The sequence below is a fragment of the Stenotrophomonas sp. PA-6-5C genome, assembly GCF_021605635.1.
Lineage (GTDB): Bacteria > Pseudomonadota > Gammaproteobacteria > Xanthomonadales > Xanthomonadaceae > Stenotrophomonas > Stenotrophomonas lactitubi.
The window spans coordinates 45,052-61,962 of the sequence record NZ_WKEE01000020.1 but is presented as its reverse complement, the minus strand read 5'-3'; the positions used below and the strand labels follow the sequence as shown (position 1 = coordinate 61,962).

14 protein-coding genes are annotated in these 16,911 nt (G+C 66.2%); 3 read left to right on the top strand and 11 right to left on the bottom strand.

Annotation, left to right across the window (positions count from 1 at the left end):
- Nucleotides 1–60: 60 nt before the first annotated feature.
- The 6 genes from dld to GIW57_RS10845 form a co-directional block, all read right to left on the bottom strand.
- Entirely contained in the window at nucleotides 61–1,767 is a 1,707-nt protein-coding gene (gene dld, locus GIW57_RS10870; protein ID WP_236510657.1) for a D-lactate dehydrogenase, read from the bottom strand.
- The gene (gene lldD / locus GIW57_RS10865) at nucleotides 1,764–2,903 is read right to left on the bottom strand and encodes an FMN-dependent L-lactate dehydrogenase LldD (RefSeq protein ID WP_100552785.1); all 1,140 of its coding nucleotides are present in this window, start codon (nucleotides 2,901–2,903) and stop codon (nucleotides 1,764–1,766) included. The genes dld and lldD overlap by 4 nt, the downstream gene beginning before the upstream one ends.
- A 4-nt stretch (nucleotides 2,904–2,907) precedes the next feature.
- Nucleotides 2,908–3,672, bottom strand: a complete 765-nt coding sequence (lldR, locus tag GIW57_RS10860; RefSeq protein WP_100460307.1) for a transcriptional regulator LldR — start codon at nucleotides 3,670–3,672, stop codon at nucleotides 2,908–2,910.
- 52 nt (nucleotides 3,673–3,724) lie between these two features.
- Nucleotides 3,725–5,383 (bottom strand): L-lactate permease, encoded by a 1,659-nt coding sequence (lldP, locus tag GIW57_RS10855; protein WP_100460308.1) that lies wholly within the window; start codon nucleotides 5,381–5,383, stop codon nucleotides 3,725–3,727.
- Nucleotides 5,384–5,561: 178 nt separating this feature from the next.
- Nucleotides 5,562–6,011 (bottom strand): MgtC/SapB family protein, encoded by a 450-nt coding sequence (locus GIW57_RS10850; protein ID WP_100460309.1) that lies wholly within the window; start codon nucleotides 6,009–6,011, stop codon nucleotides 5,562–5,564.
- Between the two features lie 147 nt (nucleotides 6,012–6,158).
- Nucleotides 6,159–6,917: an SDR family NAD(P)-dependent oxidoreductase gene (locus GIW57_RS10845; protein ID WP_100460310.1), complete on the bottom strand. Its 759-nt coding sequence runs from the start codon at nucleotides 6,915–6,917 to the stop codon at nucleotides 6,159–6,161.
- Nucleotides 6,918–7,044: 127 nt separating this feature from the next.
- On the opposite strand from GIW57_RS10845, the gene GIW57_RS10840 reads away from it, so the two are divergent.
- Together GIW57_RS10840 and GIW57_RS10835 are read left to right on the top strand one after the other, a co-directional pair.
- The gene (locus GIW57_RS10840; protein WP_100460311.1) at nucleotides 7,045–7,377 is read left to right on the top strand and encodes a hypothetical protein; all 333 of its coding nucleotides are present in this window, start codon (nucleotides 7,045–7,047) and stop codon (nucleotides 7,375–7,377) included.
- Nucleotides 7,378–7,468: 91 nt separating this feature from the next.
- Nucleotides 7,469–8,422 (top strand): AraC family transcriptional regulator, encoded by a 954-nt coding sequence (locus tag GIW57_RS10835; protein ID WP_236510654.1) that lies wholly within the window; start codon nucleotides 7,469–7,471, stop codon nucleotides 8,420–8,422.
- Between the two features lie 134 nt (nucleotides 8,423–8,556).
- On the opposite strand, the gene GIW57_RS10830 is transcribed toward GIW57_RS10835, so the two are convergent.
- From GIW57_RS10830 to GIW57_RS10820, 3 genes are all read right to left on the bottom strand, one after another.
- Nucleotides 8,557–10,467, bottom strand: coding sequence for a CocE/NonD family hydrolase (locus tag GIW57_RS10830; protein ID WP_236510651.1), 1,911 nt, complete (start codon nucleotides 10,465–10,467; stop codon nucleotides 8,557–8,559).
- 202 nt (nucleotides 10,468–10,669) lie between these two features.
- Nucleotides 10,670–11,056 (bottom strand): DUF4440 domain-containing protein, encoded by a 387-nt coding sequence (locus tag GIW57_RS10825; RefSeq protein WP_236510649.1) that lies wholly within the window; start codon nucleotides 11,054–11,056, stop codon nucleotides 10,670–10,672.
- Nucleotides 11,056–12,414, bottom strand: a complete 1,359-nt coding sequence (locus GIW57_RS10820; protein WP_236510647.1) for an MFS transporter — start codon at nucleotides 12,412–12,414, stop codon at nucleotides 11,056–11,058. Before GIW57_RS10820 ends, GIW57_RS10825 begins: the two co-directional genes overlap by 1 nt.
- A 104-nt stretch (nucleotides 12,415–12,518) precedes the next feature.
- On the opposite strand from GIW57_RS10820, the gene GIW57_RS10815 reads away from it, so the two are divergent.
- A complete protein-coding gene (locus tag GIW57_RS10815; RefSeq protein WP_236510644.1) occupies nucleotides 12,519–13,412 on the top strand; it encodes a LysR family transcriptional regulator in 894 nt (297 codons plus the stop codon).
- Between the two features lie 25 nt (nucleotides 13,413–13,437).
- Here GIW57_RS10815 and GIW57_RS10810 read toward each other — a convergent pair whose 3' ends face one another.
- On the bottom strand, nucleotides 13,438–13,827 hold the full coding sequence (locus GIW57_RS10810) for a hypothetical protein (RefSeq protein WP_236510642.1): 390 nt from the start codon (nucleotides 13,825–13,827) through the stop codon (nucleotides 13,438–13,440).
- Nucleotides 13,828–14,016: 189 nt separating this feature from the next.
- Entirely contained in the window at nucleotides 14,017–16,812 is a 2,796-nt protein-coding gene (locus GIW57_RS10805; protein ID WP_236510639.1) for a glycoside hydrolase family 3 C-terminal domain-containing protein, read from the bottom strand.
- Nucleotides 16,813–16,911 lie beyond the last annotated feature (99 nt).

Here is a 16,911-nt window from a genome sequence, read left to right as displayed (position 1 = left end):
CTGTGCGCGCCGGCACTTCCTTGCGAGGGGCCGATGGTAGCGCAGGCGCCGCGTCGCGGCTCAGTGCCCGTCGCAGTCGCAGCCACCCCACCCTTTCGCCTTCGACGTCTGGCCGATGCCGGGGTTGAAGGTATTGCTCGGGTCCAGCGTGCGGTAGAAGCCGGCCAGCGCCGGCTTGGCCGGATACAGGTGGCCGACGTTGTGCTCGGCCGGGTACTCGGCACCGCGCTGGTCCAGCAACGCCCACATCGCATGCTCGATGGCCATCGGGTCTTCACCCTTGCGCGCGATGTAGTCCTGGTGGAAGACGTGGCACAGGAAGTGGCCGTAGTACAGCTTGTGCAGCAGGCGGCCATCGATATCAGCCGGCAACTGCTCGAACCAGTCGGCGTCATCGCGGCGCAGCGCGATGTCCAGCGCGACGATGTCCTGCACCTGCCCGCGGTGCACTTCGCGATAACGCACGGCGGCACCGGCCACGGCGAAGCGATGCAGGAACGCCTTGCGTCCTTCGTCCGCCGTGCAGTGGAAGTACCCGCCTTCATGATCGTTGAAGAAGCTGCGCAGCCACGCCTCGGTGGCGGCCGCATCCTGTGCGGAAACCTTCAGCAGCAGGTGATGCTCGTAACGCTGGCGGAACTCGCCCATGCGCTTGGGCAGGTGCGAAGGCAGCAGACCGGTCAGCGCCTGCATCACCCGATCGGTGATGCCGCAAAGGCCAAGCCGTTCGAACCAGCCATCGACCCGGCTCTTCAGCGCGAATGCGGCCGGTACGCGCGCGGTGCCGAGCTTGTCGATCAGCAGGAAACTGTCCTTGCCGTAGCGCTCACCGATGTCATAGGCATCACGGTGGATGTACTCGCCGGCGATCGGCAGGCGCTCGAAGCCGGTCAGCAGCTGGCGGCGGATCGCGGTCAGGCTGTCGGTGCGGTTGCTGCCGATATAGAAGACCTCGGCGGCCTCCTTCTCGAAGGTATCCAGGCGCACGGCGAACACCGCCAGCTTGCCGGCAGATCCGGCTGCCTCGAAATGACGGCTGGGATCGGCATTGAAGCGTGCAGGGGTATCGGCATCGACCTTGCGCACTTCCTCGGCGTAACGCGGATCGGAGGCAGCACGGCCATCCCCATTGCTGACGTCTGCAGCGCGGTAGTCACCGTCCTGCAGACGCTGCAGGATCTGCTCGGGCGTATCGCCCAGCGCGATGCCCAGATGGTTGACCAGCTGTAGTTCGCCCTGTGCATCAACCTGCGCATACAACGCCAGCTCGGTGTAGGCAGGGCCACGGCGCACCAGCGCGCCACCGGAGTTGTTGCAGATGCCGCCCAGCACCGAGGCGCCGATGCACGACGAGCCGATCACCGAGTGCGGCTCGCGGCCGAGGGGTGCCAGCGTCTGCTCCAACTGGTCCAGCGTCGCGCCGGGCAGGCATAGCACCTGGCGGCCTTCGTTCAACAGCTGGATGCCGGTCAGGCGCAGGGTACTGACCAGCACGATCGGCCGGCCGTAGTCATCGCCATCTGGGGTGGAACCGCCGGTCAGGCCAGTGTTGGCTGCCTGCAGGATGATCGCCGCGCCCCCCTGCACCGCCGCCTGCAGCACGTGCCACAGCTGCAGCAGCGTACCCGGGCGTACTACCGCCAATACCGGGCCGTCACCGAAACGATAGCCGCGACGGAAGCGGCGGGTGGCCTTGTCGCCGGCCAGTACGTGGCGGTCCCCCACCGCCGCGCGCAACCGCGCCAGCACCGTGTTGCGATCACTCATGGCAGGCGCACCAGCGAATCACGGCCGATGTCAGCAATGCGGTGCGCGCCGGTCAGGGTCATCGCCACGCGCATTTCCTTGGCGATCAGGTCCAGCAGGTTGGCCACGCCGGCCTCGCCCTGCGCGGCAAGCGCATAAACGAACGCGCGACCCAGCAGCACGGTATCGGCGCCCAACGCCAGCATGCGCACCACGTCCAGCCCGGTGCGGATGCCGGAATCGGCAAGGATCTTCAGGTCGCCCTGCACCGCATCGGCAATGGCAGGCAAGGCGCGTGCGGTGGACAGCACACCATCCAGCTGGCGGCCGCCATGGTTGGAAACCACGATTCCATCGGCACCGAAGGCGACCGCGTCACGCGCATCGTCGGGGTCGAGAATGCCCTTGATCACCATCGGGCCCTTCCAGAATTCGCGGATCCACTCCAGGTCCTTCCACGAAATGGACGGATCGAAGTTGCTGCCCAGCCAGCCGATGTAGTCCTCCAGCCCGGTCGGGTTGCCGCGATAGGTGGAGATGTTGCCGAGGTCATGCGGGCGTCCGCGCAGGCCCACGTCCCACGCCCAGCGCGGATGGGTGATGGCCTGGCCGATGCGACGCATTGCAGCATTCGGACCACTCATGCCCGAGTGCGCGTCACGATAACGCGCGCCCGGCACCGGCATGTCGACCGTGAACACCAGGGTGGTCACACCCGCCGCCTGCGCGCGCTCCAGCGCATTGCGCATGAAACCACGGTCGCGCAGCACGTACAGCTGGAACCACATCGGCCGCTGGATCGCTGGCGCGACTTCTTCGATCGGGCACACCGACACGGTGGACAGCGTGAACGGGATGCCACGGCTGTCGGCCGCGCGCGCCGCCTGTACCTCGCCACGGCGGGCATACATGCCGGTCAGGCCGACCGGGGCCAGCGCCACCGGCATCGCCAGCTTCTCGCCGAACAGCTCGGTCTCCAGGCTCAGGTCGGACATGTTGCGCAGGATGCGCTGGCGCAGCGCGATGTCGGACAGGTCGGACACGTTGCGCTTCAGCGTGTGCTCGGCATACGCGCCGCCATCGATGTAGTGGAACAGGAACGGCGGCAACCGACGTTCGGCTGCTGCACGGTAATCGGTGGAGGCGGAAATGATCATGGGGTCAACCGTGTGGGGAAGGCAGGCGCGAGGCGCGCGTACGCCGGGCTTCGTTGTCGTCGAGGGTGCGCAGCGTGGTGTGCACGAACTCGAGGTGGGCATGCGCGGCGGCGCGCGCACGTTCGGGGTCGCCGGCCAGCACCGCATCCATCATTTCGCGGTGCTGGTCGGACAATGGCGAGAACGTCCTGGCCGAGGTGTACAGCTTTTCCCGGCTCTGCGAGATGTTGGTCTGCAGCAGCTCGAACAACCCGCGCATCACCTGCAGCAGCACCAGATTGTGCGACGCCTCGGCGATGGACAGGTGGAAGGCCGCATCCGCCTCGGCTTCGCCGGTAGGGTCATCCTTGCCATGCGCGTCCATCATGGTCTGGAACGCCTGGGCGATACGCGCACGGTCCTCGTCGGTAGCGCGCAGCGCCGCGTGCCAGGCCGTGGCGCCTTCCAGCGCGTGGCGGATTTCCAGCACGTCGAAGCGGTATTCCGGGTCGCCCTGGAACAGCGGCAGGTATGGCACCAGGGGCTCATCCAGCGCCTGCCGTGCCCGTGCGGCGGGCTCGCTCACATAGGTGCCACCACCCACGCGTGCGGTCAGCAGACCGTGGCTGGCCAGCTGCGCGATGGCCTCGCGCAGCGCGGTGCGCGAGACCCCCAGCTGAACCGCCAGCGTGCGCTCGGCCGGCAGCCTGTCGCCCGGCTGCAGCTGCCGTTCCTGCACCAGCGCACGCAGCTGCGCGGCCACCTTGTCCGAAACCCGTTGTGTGCTCATGGCGCCATTGTGGCCCGAAGCACGCCGCTGTTGGTCGGCCTGCGCTGCATGCTCAGGGAATCATCCAGGTCAACCAGTAGGCCTGGGCCAGGGTGATCAGGCCGACCATCGTGGTGAAGATCAGGCTGTGCTTGACGGTGAAGCGGAACAGGTCCGATTCCTTGCCAGCCAGGCCGACCGCTGCGCAGGCAATGGCAATGGACTGCGGCGAGATCATCTTGCCGGTAACGCCGCCGGTGGTGTTGGCCGCTACCAGCAGCACGTCGGACACGCCGATCTGCTGCGCGGTGGTCGCCTGCAGCGCCGAGAACAGCGCGTTGGACGAGGTATCCGAACCGGTCAGGAACACGCCCAACCAGCCCAGGAACGGCGAGAAGAACGGGAACGCCTTGCCGGTGTGCGCCAGTGCCAGCGCCAACGTCGCCGACAGGCCGGAATAGTTGGCGATGAAGGCGAACGCCAGCACCATGCCGATCGAGAAGATCGGCATGCGCAGTTCGCGCACGGTTTCACCGAAGGTCTGCAGCGCTGACCGCGCCGGCATGCGCAGGGCGATGATCGCGATCACCGCGGCGAGGATGATCGACGTACCGGTGGCCGAGAACCAGTCGAACTTGTACACCGCCTCATAGCTCAGCGGCGCATCGACGATCGGCGGCATCTTCTGCACCATCTGGTCCAGGCCCGGCACCGGAATCTTCAGCACCCAGCCTTCAAGCGGGCCACCCGCTGCGAACAGCGACTTGAACGGTTTGATGCTCCACACGGTGACCATCGCGGTGAGGATCAGGAACGGCGACCATGCCTTGGCGATCTGGCCGACGCTATGGCGCGGCGCTTCCAGTGCCTGTGCGGCCGCCTCGGCGCTGGTTTCGGTATCGAAGCGGAAGATCCGCACCGGCTTCCAGCGGCGCAGGAACAGGGTCAGGCAGACCAGCGACGCCAAGGAGGCGGTGATGTCCGGCAGTTCCGGGCCGATGAAGTTGGAGGTCAGGTACTGGGCAATGGCGAACGAACCACCGGCCACCAGCACCGCCGGCCAGGTTTCCTTGATGCCACGCCAGCCATCCATGATCGCCATGATCCAGAACAGCACGATGATGGTCAGGAACGGCAGCTGGCGGCCCGCCATCTGGCCGATCTCGAAGGCGTCCAGGCCCGTCACCTGCCCTGCCACGATGATCGGAATGCCCATTGCGCCGAACGCCACCGGCGCGGTGTTGACGATCAGGCACAGGCCGGCCGCATACAGCGGTTTGAAGCCCAGCCCGACCAGCAGCGCGGCGGTGATCGCCACCGGCGCACCGAACCCGGCCGCGCCTTCCAGGAAGGCTCCGAAGGCGAAGCCGACCATCAGCATCTGTAGCCGCTGGTCTTCGGTGACCGACAGGATCGAGGCACGGATGATGTCGAACTGGCCGGTCTTGACCGAGACCTTGTACAGGAACACCGCGCCGATGATGATCCAGGCGATCGGCCACAGGCCATAGACGAAGCCGAAGCCGGCCGCGCCCAGCGCCTGCGCAACGGGCATGCGATAGAACAGCAGTGCCACGCCAAGCGCGATGGCCACGGTGATGGTGCCGGCGATCCAGCCCTTCATGCGCAGCACGGCCAGGGCAATGAAGAAGAAGGCGATCGGCAGCAGCGCGATCAGGCTCGACAACCACAGGTTGCCAGCGGGGTCGTACACGTGTTGCCAGGGCTGCATGAGGGCTCTCGACAGGAACAGGAGGTTCCCCACCAGGTGGGGGCGTCGCATCCGTCATTATTGGTCGTACCACTTTGACCAATGGCCGGACCACAGGCGCGAATTGAACCGCCAATCCTGCGAGGAGCCTATTAGACCATAGGGCTATACGAAATTATTGGTCGTACCATTTATTGATTTACAGCTTCTTCTCCACCCGTCGGATCAGCGCGAGCACCAGCACGCACAGCACGCTGACGCCGAGCGCGATCACGTACTTGCCGATACCCACGGCAATGCCGATGGCCGCCGCCATTATCAAAGAGCTGGCCGTGGTGAGCCCGCTGACCTGGTCCTCGCGATTGCCACGCAGGATGGTGCCGGCGGCGACGAAACCGACGCAGGCCACCACCGCTTCGATCAAGCGAACTGGGTCGACCTGCAGCAGATCGCGGTAGCGCTCCTGCTGAAAATGTTCGGCCACCGAGTCACCGAGCCCGACGATCAGCGCAGCAGCACCGGCAATCAGCATGTGCGTGCGCAGGCCGGCAGCGTGCTTGCCCATCTCGCGCTCGACGCCCAGCACGCCGCCAAAGACCATGGCGGCGGCCACGCGCAGCAGAATGGACATGTCCTGGGTGAGTTCCATAGGGAGGCTCCGGTAGTTTCCCGGAGCGTTGCGCGGCGGCCGTGGGACGGGGGTGAAGGCGGTGGCACGCCCTCTTCACCGCTCGGATTCATCCAGGTATGGCGTGGATCCAGTGATCACCGCCATGCGCACCCCTGTTGCACCCGGTTACTGCGCCAGATAGCCACCATCGATGGCGTAGTAGGCGCCCGTCGCGAACGAAGCATCGTCGCTGGCCAGCCAGGCCACCAGCGCGGCCACTTCCTGCGGCGTTCCCAAGCGCTTGAGCGCATGCCGCCCTTCCAGCGTTGCACGCACCTTGGCGTCCATCTTTTCAAGCAAGGGCGTGTTGATGAAGCCCGGGCCCACCGCATTGATGCGGATGCCATCGGCCGCGTGCTCCCATGCAGCCGTCTGGGTCAGGCCCACCACACCGTGCTTGGCCGCCGCATAGGCGGTCGAGCCGGCATAACCCACCTGGCCCAGGATGGAGGCCATGTTGATGATGCTGCCGCCGCTGCCCGCCGCACGCATCGTCTGGATCTGCGCCCGCTGGCACAGGAACACGCTGGTCAGGTTCACATCGACCACGCGTTTCCAGCCATCGATCGGATAGTCGCCGCTGCTTGCCGCAGGCCCGCCAATGCCCGCATTGTTCACCGCGATGTGCACGCCGCCCAGTTCCTTCGCCGTGCGCTGCACCGCCGCTTCCACGGCAGCTTCGTCGGTGACATCCAGTGCGATGCCGATGGCCTCAGCACCCTGGTTGCGCAGCGCGGCTACTGTTGCATCCACCGCTTCCTTCTTCAGGTCCCATACCGAAATGCGCGCACCGGATGCAGCGAGCGTTTCTGCTACCGCCAGGCCGATACCGGAAACACCACCGGTCACGATCGCGGTTTTTCCGTTGAGCTGGTAATCAATCATCTGTGGTCTCCATGCGTTGGGAATCGATGCGGACAGAAGCGTCCGACCCAACCGACACTACGCCTTTCTTCGTGACGAAAGCGCTGCATGGGGGATACTTGCGCGCATGCCCGGCAAAGAAACTCCCATGCGTACAGCCTGCGTTCCGCTTACTGCCGATGCCGAACGACGGCTGGATACCGATTCCTGCCTGCCCGGCGACCTGTACGAGGTGATGCTCAGCGATACCACGGTCGATCTTCTGTTCGACAGTGGCTTCCTCACCACCCTCAATACCCGTTTCGGCCTGCTCTTTGACCGCTACGAAGACGAATCGATCACCCGCACCGAGCAGTTGCAGTACGCACGCGCATTGCTGCGCGACCTTCAACTTGGCCGTAAATGCCAATCGATTGACCCGCTCGATATCGCATTCGGGCTGGCATTGGAGAAAATGACGGGGATCTATTTCTACCTCTGAAAGCGCAGGACCGATCCGCGCTGCAGGTGCACGATGGAACGTGCGGGCCACTGGTCGCCGGCACCCATCATCCATGGTTGAGCGCCGAGCGATGTCCCGATATTTCACGTTTGCCGATTACCGCCGTTTTGGCCAGCGACACGGCTATGACTACCGTGCCGATCCAAGCCACCTGCGCGAAGAACAGTGGGCCGGCCACGGCGACCTGCACGAACAGACCCTGCGCGGGGGCATGAGCCTGCTCGCATCGGATGTGCACAACCGCATCGCCTATACCGCCACAGCGCACGAAAGGCCCGGCCTGGTCATCCGCGTGATGCTGCAGGGCCAGGTCGACGTGCAGGTTCCCAACCGCAGTGACTTCAGCCTGCGCGCAGGCACCGCAGTGACCACCAGCCACCGCGACCATGTGGCAATGGTCGGCGTCCATCCGGGCAATACGCGCCTGCGTGGCATCAGCCTGTTGGTACCCGCCGACCTGGATCCGGACGTGTTCCAGCAACCGCAGCTGCAACAGGCATTGCGCGCGTCGCTGGAATGCCGCCACTGGGCCATCCCGCATGCGATGCTGCCGACCCTCGCGCAGTTGTTCGAAAGCCCTTGGCAGGACGATCTGGATGCACTCTGGCGCGAAGGCGTGGCGCTGCAGCTGCTGACCGTGGGCCTGCAGGCCGATGATCTGCACGTTGAAGGCGCACGCATGCTGCGCAGCGGCCAGCGCAGCCGCCTCGAGCGCGTGCGGACCTTCCTGCACGACGATCCCGCCCATGCGCACAGCCTGGTCGAGCTTGCCCAACTGGCCTGCATGAGCCCCAGCGCGCTGCGCCGGCACTTCGTCCAGGAGTATGGCTGCTCGGTATTCGACTACCTGCACGAGCAGCGCATGCGCCATGCCGAGCAGGGCCTTCGTGAATCCGGCTGGAGCGTGGAGCGGGCCGCTGCGGAAACCGGCTATCGACATCCCAGCAACTTCGCCGCCGCATTCCGCAAGCGCTTCGGGCTGGTGCCCAGCCGCTGGCGCACCGGCCCTTCGAAGGTCGGCTGAAGTCATCTGCTCTGGTAGGTGTCGACCTTGGTCGACACGCTTTCGCGTCATCGCGGATGCCGGGCATGGCCCGGCGCTACCGACATCGCGCGCCCCAGGTAACGCCGGCCACGCCCGGCGTCACCCTCTCCGCCTCAATACACCGGCAGTTCGATGTAGCTGGCCTGCGCGGCGCTGTGCCACACGCGCTGCGTGGCCTTCTGATAGTCACCCGGCTTGGCCAGGTAGATGTTGGGCACGTAGGTCTGCGGGTTGCGGTCGTACAGCGGGAACAGGCTGGACTGCACCTGCACCATCACCCGGTGGCCCTTCTGGAAGGTGTGGTTGGCATTGGGCAGGTCGAAGCGGTACGGCAGCACCTGGTTGGCCGCCAGCGCCTTGGGATCGCTGAAGCTCTCGCGGTAACGGCCACGGAAGATCGCCAGTGACACCGGCAGCTCATAGCCGCCCATCTCCGGCGTCGATGCCTCCTGGTCCGGATAGACGTCGATCAGCTTCACCACCCAGTCGCTGTCAGTGCCACTGGTGGACGCCTGCAGGTTCACCACCGGCGTACCACCGATGCGCAGCGGCGCAGTCAACGGCTCGGTGATGAAGGTCAGCACGTCAGGCCGGCCATCGACGAAGCGCTGGTCCTTGACCAGCCAGGTGGTCCACATGTCGCGGTCGCCGAAACGCACCGGCCGCGGTACGAACGGCACCGGCTTGGCCGGGTCGGACACGTATTCCTCGAAGTCGCCCTCGCCCGCCGCCGGCGCCTGGAACGCCAGCTTGCCACCGGCGCGCAGGTACAGCGGCTTGCTGTTTGCCGCGCACGCCTTCTCGCAGCTGCGCGGCCAGCCCTGCAGGCGGTCCCAGTGGTTTTCACCGGTGTTGTAGACCAGCACCGGTGGCGTATCGGCCTTCGGCGCGCCGTCCACCAGGTACTGGTCGAAGAACGGCTTGAGCACGTCGCGGCGGAACTGCAGCGCGGTATCGCCGTCGAACTTCAGCGCCCCCAGCTGGCTGCCGTCATAGTTCACCTGGCTGTGCCGCCACGGCCCCATCACCAGGTAGTTGTGGGTGTTGCCGGTATCGCGCCCTTCCATCGCCTGGTAGGCATGGTTGGCGCCCCACATGTCCTCCTGGTCCCACAGGCCCTGCAGCCACATGGTCGGCACCTTCAGCGGCGTCTTCGCCATCACCGCGTCCAGCGCCTGGCCCTGCCAGAACGCATCGTATGCAGGGTGCTGCACCAGCTTCTTCCACCAGGTCAGCTGGTCCACGCCGGTGAAGCGGGCGTAGTCACCGGCCGAGCCGATGCGCAGGAAGGTGCTGTAATCGTCGTAGCCCAGCGACGGCAGTGGCGTACCCTTGCCGCGCTTCTCGGTCTGCATCGCAAAGTAGTTGAAATTGACCTGGCGGAAGGCGCCGTAGTTGAGCCAGTCGTCGCCCATCCAGCCATCGACCATCGGGCTCTGTGGCGCTGCCACCTTCAGTGCCGGGTGCGGATCGGTCAGTGCCATCACCACGGTGAAACCTTCATACGATGAACCGAGCATGCCAACCTTGCCGTTGGTTTCCGGCACATGCTTGACCAGCCAATCGATGGTGTCCCACGCATCGGTGGAATGATCGACCTTGGTACCGTTCAGCGGCCCGCGCAGCGGCCGGGTCATCACGTAATCGCCCTCGGAGCCGTACTTGCCACGGATATCCTGGAACACGCGGATGTAGCCGCCATCGACGAACACTTCATCGCCCTGCGGCAGCAGATCGCGCATGCGCGGAGAATCACTGCGACTGGCGCGGCCGGCGGCGTCGTACGGTGTGCGGGTCAGCAGCATCGGCGCGTTGTGGGCGCCCTTGGGCACCACGATCACCGTATACAGCTTGGTGCCATCGCGCATCGGCACCATCACCACGCGCTTGTCGTAGTCGCGGCCCACATCGGGAGCGACGAAGGGCTTTCCGCTGATGTCCGGGGTCATCGGCGGCGTGTCGGCGGCCAGCACGGTGCTGGACAGGCTCAAGGCTACGGCAACAGCAACGGCACGCACACGCATGGACATCACCTCCCGGCAGGAAAGGCCCCAGCCTACTCCCGTAGCCTCCGGCAAAGCGCGTGCCTGCTTTGCATTCTGCGGCGTTTACAGGCAGGACTGATGGCACATGTGCGGTCTGCTGCCACTGCGCTCGCCGGGCATGGCCCGGCGCTACCCGTTCGCGACCAACCACGGTAGCGCCGGGCCATGCCCGGCGGATCCATCACGCCACCGTTACCTCATGCAGCGCCAGCCAGCGCCAGCGACCGTCTTCCTGCCGCAGCACCACCAGCGATTCCCGCCAGGTGGTTTCTCCCTCGCCTACGGCATGTCCCTCACGGTAGCGCAGCACCGCCAGCGGCGACGGGGCGTCCACCGCCTGCACAGCCTCGATGGCGATCTGCAACCCAGGTCGTGCACCGTGGCCACCCGCGAACAACGCCTGTACGGCACTCCGGTCCAGTCTGCGTCCGGCAATGCCGACCATGCTGAAGTCCACGCAGAAATGCGTCATCAGATCGTCCAGCGCATCGGCCGCGATCTCCGCGCGGAACCAAGCCTGCAGCTTGTCGTGCAGAAAGTGGATTTCGTGTTCGGCGGTCATGTCCATCAAGCAGTCTCCGTCGTGGAAAGGAAATGCAGCTGCGACCGGCGCAGCAGCGCCAGCGGCAACAAGGTGAGTGCGGCCGCCAGGCCCAGCGCCACGCCAGTGGCATGCGCCGGCCACCACTGCATGGCCAGGGCCAGCAGCAGTGCGATGGCGGCGGTACCCAGGCAGAAGCTGAGCTGGCGGTTGAGGTTCCACAGCGCACTGGCATCGCCCAGCGCCTCGGCGTCCACGCCATGGAACGCCAGCGTCTGCGCGGTGCTGCTGCACAGGCTGCCACCCGCCCCCATCAAGGCGAACAGCATGGCGGCCAGCACGAACGATGGCTGTGATTGCAGCGCCATCAGCAGCAGACCGCTGGCCTGCAGGACCATGCCCAGCCGCAGCACCGTGCCCGGCCCGAAGCGCGCCAGCAGTCGCCGGCTGCCGGTGATCGCCAGTGCCGAGGCCAGCGCCCAAGGCAGCATCAGGGCACCGATCTGCGCGGCGCTGTAACCGGCGTGGTTCAACTGCAGGGTACTGGCCAGCTGGCTGCCGATGAATACCCCAGGTACCGCCAGATACACCAGCATCGCCATGCGCAGGCCACTGTGTGACAGCAGCGACCAGCGCAGCAGCGGCTGCGGCTGCCGGCGCGCATGGCGCAGATGGACGATGGCCAGCACTGTCGCCAGCAGCAGCAAGCCTGCACCGGCGAAGCGATGGCCGGGCTCACCCAGCCAGGTCAGCGCCAGCAGCAACGCGCCCAGCGCAGACATCGCGGTGGTCAGCGCATAGCCCTGCAGGCGTGGCGCGCTGCGCCGGCCATCAGCCGGCATCCACGCCAGTACCAGGGTGATCGCCAGCACCGCCAGCGGCAGGCTGGCCCACAGCACGCCGCGCCAGGACAACCATTGCACCAGCAGGCCGCCAAGGGCCGGTGCCAGTGCCGGCACCAGCAGCGCCACCAGCAGGATGCGCCGGGTCAGCGCACCGCGTTGTTCAGGCGTGCACTGCCGGTACGCCGCCGCCTGCGCCACCGGAATCAGCAGGCCACCGGCCAGCCCCTGCAGCAACCGCCAGCCCAGCAACCAGCCAATGGATGGCGCGGCGCCGGCCAGGCCTGCAGCCACCGCAAACAGCAACAAGGCAACCAGCAGCAGGCGACGCTCACCGCAGCGCGCGGCCAGCCACGGCGCCAGCGGAATCACCACGCTCAGGCCCAGCATGTACGCGGTGCCCACCCAGGCCAGGGTACCGATGTCCGCATGCAGCTCGGCCGCCAGCGCCGGATAGGCCACCGTGGCGATGAACATGTTGACCAGGTCCAGGGCGAACACCAGCAGGAAGATCGCCTCATGACGCAGGCGCGGGGAAGGCATCAGCAGGCTCCAGCAACGAAGGTGCCAGCATGGCGGACCAGCGTTGTTGGAAAAACACGACGGCAGCTGCAACACTGTCAAATCCGTTTTGACAATGAGCCGCCATGGTCAGCCTCGATCGCTTCGATATCTTCCGTGCCGTGGTCGAGGCCGGCAGCCTGACCGCCGCCGCCGAGCGCCTTGGCCTGAGCCGTGCGGTGGTCAGCTTCAACCTGAAGCGGCTGGAGCAGGAACTGGGCGTGACCCTGCTCTTGCGCAGTACCCGCCACCTCGCGCTGACCGAGGCCGGCGAACAGTTCCTGCAGCACTGCGTGCAGGCACTGGATGCCGCGCAGGCCGCGATCGATGCCGCACGCCGCGACCAGCACCAGCTGCAGGGCGTGCTGCGCCTGACCACTACCCCGGAGTACGCGCAGCTGCGGCTGATTCCAGCACTGGAAGCCTTCCGCACGCAGCATCCAGCGCTGGTACTGCATCTATCGACCTCGCCGGCACCGGCCGACCTGATTCCCGAACGCTTCGATCTGGCGATCCGTCTCGGCCGCCTGCCGGACTCGGGACTGCATGCCAGCGAGCTGGAGCGGCATCCGTTGTGTGCAGTCGCCGCGCCCGCTTTGCTGGCTCGCCTGCCATCCGCCGATGCTGTCGATGACCCCGTACAGCTGGGCACCCTGCCCCGCCTCGGCTATCCGCGCCTGGCCGATGTGCCGGTGGTGGCTCCGGATGGCAGCGATGCCCTGTTCGCCACCAACCCGGGCAACGCGGTGGTACGCGTGGATGGGGCCAGCAGCCTGCGTGCGTTCGCCCTGGCCGGTGCAGGCGTCACCGTGCTGCCACGCTGGCTGATCGAAGACGACCTCGCCCATGATCGCCTGCGGCCCGTGCTGCGCCAGCATCGCTTTCCACAGCAGAGCGTGTACGCGGTATACCCGCACAGCACGCAGCCATCGCCGAAGGTGCGGCAGCTGATCGATTTCCTGCGCGTGTGGTTTGGCTGAGGAGGCAGATCAGCGAGCCTTCGCGTCAGGCTCGCTGGAGCCGTCTCCGGGCTGACGCCGCCACCATCTCATCTGGGTCGACAGAAAGCAGCTCCAGAATCTTTTCAGGCACTTTTGGATTACAGGCGATACGATGCCGGACAGTTGCATCGGAATCCTGTGCCAAGCGAGACATAAGCACACCACTCAGCCGGCGCTTGCACGCGATTGTCCAGCGAACGTCCACGTCATCGCTGGCGGCCAGCTGTTCGATGATGGGTTCGGGAATCGTCTTGTTCCCGGCGACACAGCGCTCCAGCTCAGGGTAGGTGGAAAGGATCTCGCGCCACGTCTGATCGTCGGCCCGCTGCCAAGCGAACGAAGTATCTGACTCGACTTCGCACAACTGTTTGAATTCCGATGCGCTGATGATCATTCCCGCCGCCTTGTGTGGAAACCAGCCAGTATTGGCTGACAGGAAGGGACGCTCCAGTGCTAGAAACGACAACCTGCTCAAGGGTCGTCGCGTGCCGGAATGGCTCCTTCCCGGCGAGCGCAGCGGCACCGCGTAAACAAACACGGCCCCTTGCGGGGCCGTGCTCTCAACCATCAACAACCCGCCGTATCAGCGCAGCAACTGCTCCACCAGCTGCACGTCCACCGTCTGCAACGGCTCGGCAGCATTGCGCGACAGCTGCACCTGGTAGGTGCCTCCCTCGATCTTCCACTGGCGGGCCTGTGCATCGTAATGGGCCAGGGTCTTCGGCTCGGCTTCGATGCGGATGCGGCGCTGCTCGCCCGGCTGCAGCTCGACCTTGTCGTAGCCGATCAGGCGGATCGGCGTGGTGCTGCCGGCCGGCAGCTTCAGGTACAGCTGGGCGACGTCGGCACCGGCGCGCTTGCCGGTGTTGCGGATGTCGACGCTGGCGACCAGGCGCGAACCTTCCACGCTCACCTTCAGGTTTTCATAGGCGAACGAGGTGTAGGACAGGCCGTGGCCGAACGCGAAGGTCGGGGTCAGGCCCTTGGCTGCCATCCACTTGTAGCCGACGTTGGCGCCTTCGATATCGAAATCGAACACATCGCCGAACGGCTTGGCCGGCTTGAAGCCGAGGCCATCGATGTGCGGACGCGGCAGCTGCGATTCGTCCACCACCCAGGTCACCGGCAGGCGGCCGGACGGATTGGCCTGGCCGGTCAGCAGTGCGGCAATGCCTTCACCGCCACGGATGCCCGGGTACCAGGCCTGCAGCACCGCCGGCACCTGCGCCAGCCACGGCGTGCGCACCGGGCCATTGGTCTCCAGCACCAGCACGGTCTTCGGGTTGGCCTTGGCCACCGCCGAAATCAGCGCGTCCTGGTTGTCCGGCAACTGCATGTCCGGCAGGTCCACCGATTCGGCGGCCCACTGGGTAGCAAACACGATGGCCACATCCGCCTGTGCGGCAGCCTTGGCCGCAGCGGCAGCATTGGTGCCGTCCACATAGGTGATGGTGGCATCCGGACGCGCGGCACGCAGCGATTCCAACGGCGAGGACGGGTGGAAGATCACCGGGCCTGGCCAGGTGGTCGGCAGCACGCCCGGCACCGCGTTGGTGCCCTTGGCAGTGACGCCCACCATCGACGAACCACCGCCACCGATCACACCCTTGTCGGCATGGCCACCGATGATGACGATGCGCTTGGCACTGTCGGCCAGCGGCAGCAGGCTGCCTTCATTGCGCAGCAGCACGCTGCCTTCTTCCACCGTGCGCTGGGCCACGGCGAAACCGGCCTCGGCGTCGACCTTCTGGTGCTGCGGCGGGTTGTCGAAGTTGCCGTGCAGGAACATCGTGCGCAGGATGCGCGCCACCATGTCGTTCAGGCGCGCCTGCGGCACCACGCCGCCGTGCACGGCCAGACGCAGCGGCTCATCGAAGAACACCGCTGCATCGAACACTTCACCGGCCGACTGCTGGTCCAGCCCGGCCAGCGCCGCCTTCGAACCGCTGTGCACACCACCCCAGTCGGACATCACGAAACCGGGGAATTTCCACTCCTGCTTCAGCACCTGGTTCATCAGGTAGCCGTTCTCGCAGCCGTAGGTGCCATTGATCTTGTTGTAGGAACACATCGCCACGCCCGGACGACCGGCTTCCAGCGCGATCTCGAACGCCAGCAGGTCCGATTCGTGCATGGCCTGTTCGCCGATGCGCACGTCGTGGAAGTTGCGGCGGGTCTCCATGTCGTTCAACGCAAAGTGCTTCATCGAGGAGATCACGTGCTGGCTCTGCACGCCCTGGATCACCGCGCCGACCATCGAACCGGCCAGCAGCGGGTCTTCACCGGCATATTCGAAGTTGCGGCCGTTGCGCGGGTCACGCTGCAGGTTGACGCTGCCGGACAGCAGGATGTTGAAGCGCTGCTGCCAGGCTTCGCGACCCATCGTTGCGCCGCCGGCAAAGGCAACACCACGGTTCCAGGTCGACGCCGTGGACGGGCCCGACGGCATCGCCGTGGCGAAATCACCCGGGCGGATGCCACCCGGATTGGTCACGCCCACGCCGGCGTCGGCCGACTGCTGCGACGGAATGCCCAAGCGCGCCACGCCCGGCACGAAACCGGCCGAGCCCACCGCACCTTCCGGCAGCTTGCCGCCATCCTTGCCCAGCCCGAAGTAGCTGTGCAGCATCTGGAACTTCTCGTCCTCGGTCATCGCCTTCAGCAGCAGCGCAGCGCGCGCATCAGCGGTGAGCGTGGTATCCATCCACGGCTGCTCGCCGCCCTTGTCGGCGGCATAGGCCAGGGTCAACAGGGTCGCACGCAGCGTGCTGCCTTCCACCTTGAACGGCGCACTGCTGGCGGCCTGGAAACCATCGCTGAAATAGCTGGCATCGGCTTCCAGGGCCACGCGTGCCGGGTCGAAGCCGGCGGCCTTGGCCGATTCACCGGCTACCGCACCGAGCAGCACCGCCGGCGCGCCGAGCCGCGAACGCGACACCAACGCCGGCAACTGCGCAGCACCGGCGCCCGCATCGGTGTAGACCGCCACCGCATGGCGGCCATCATCCAGACGCAGGTAGTTCAGGCCCGGCTGGTCCGGGCCGGATTCGGCGGCGATCGGCAAGCGTGTCAACACAGCCTGGCCCTGCTGGGTCTGGCCATCGTCCTTGCCGGCGGCGATGAAGCGGTACTGGTAGCCCAGGCCATCGGCCAGCAGCTGCAGCGGGTCGACCTGGCCGATGCCGCGCTGTACCTGGCGAACGCTGACCGCGTCCACCTGCAGGGTCTTCAACTGGGCAGCCAGGGCCGGCATCGTGTCCGCTGTCGGCGCCTGCTTCAGGGTCAGCACGGTGAAGGCGGCGGAGTCGGCCCAGGCCGGGGTGGCCAGTGCGGCAGACAGGGCCAGGGACAGGGCGAGCGGCTTTGTAAACGTTTTCATCGGCGGGCGTAATTCCGTTGCCAAGGCAATCGGTCCAGGGAAAGTGCCGCCGGAGGGTGCAGCGTCATGCCGCGTATGCGTTGCCGGGCAACGCCTTGC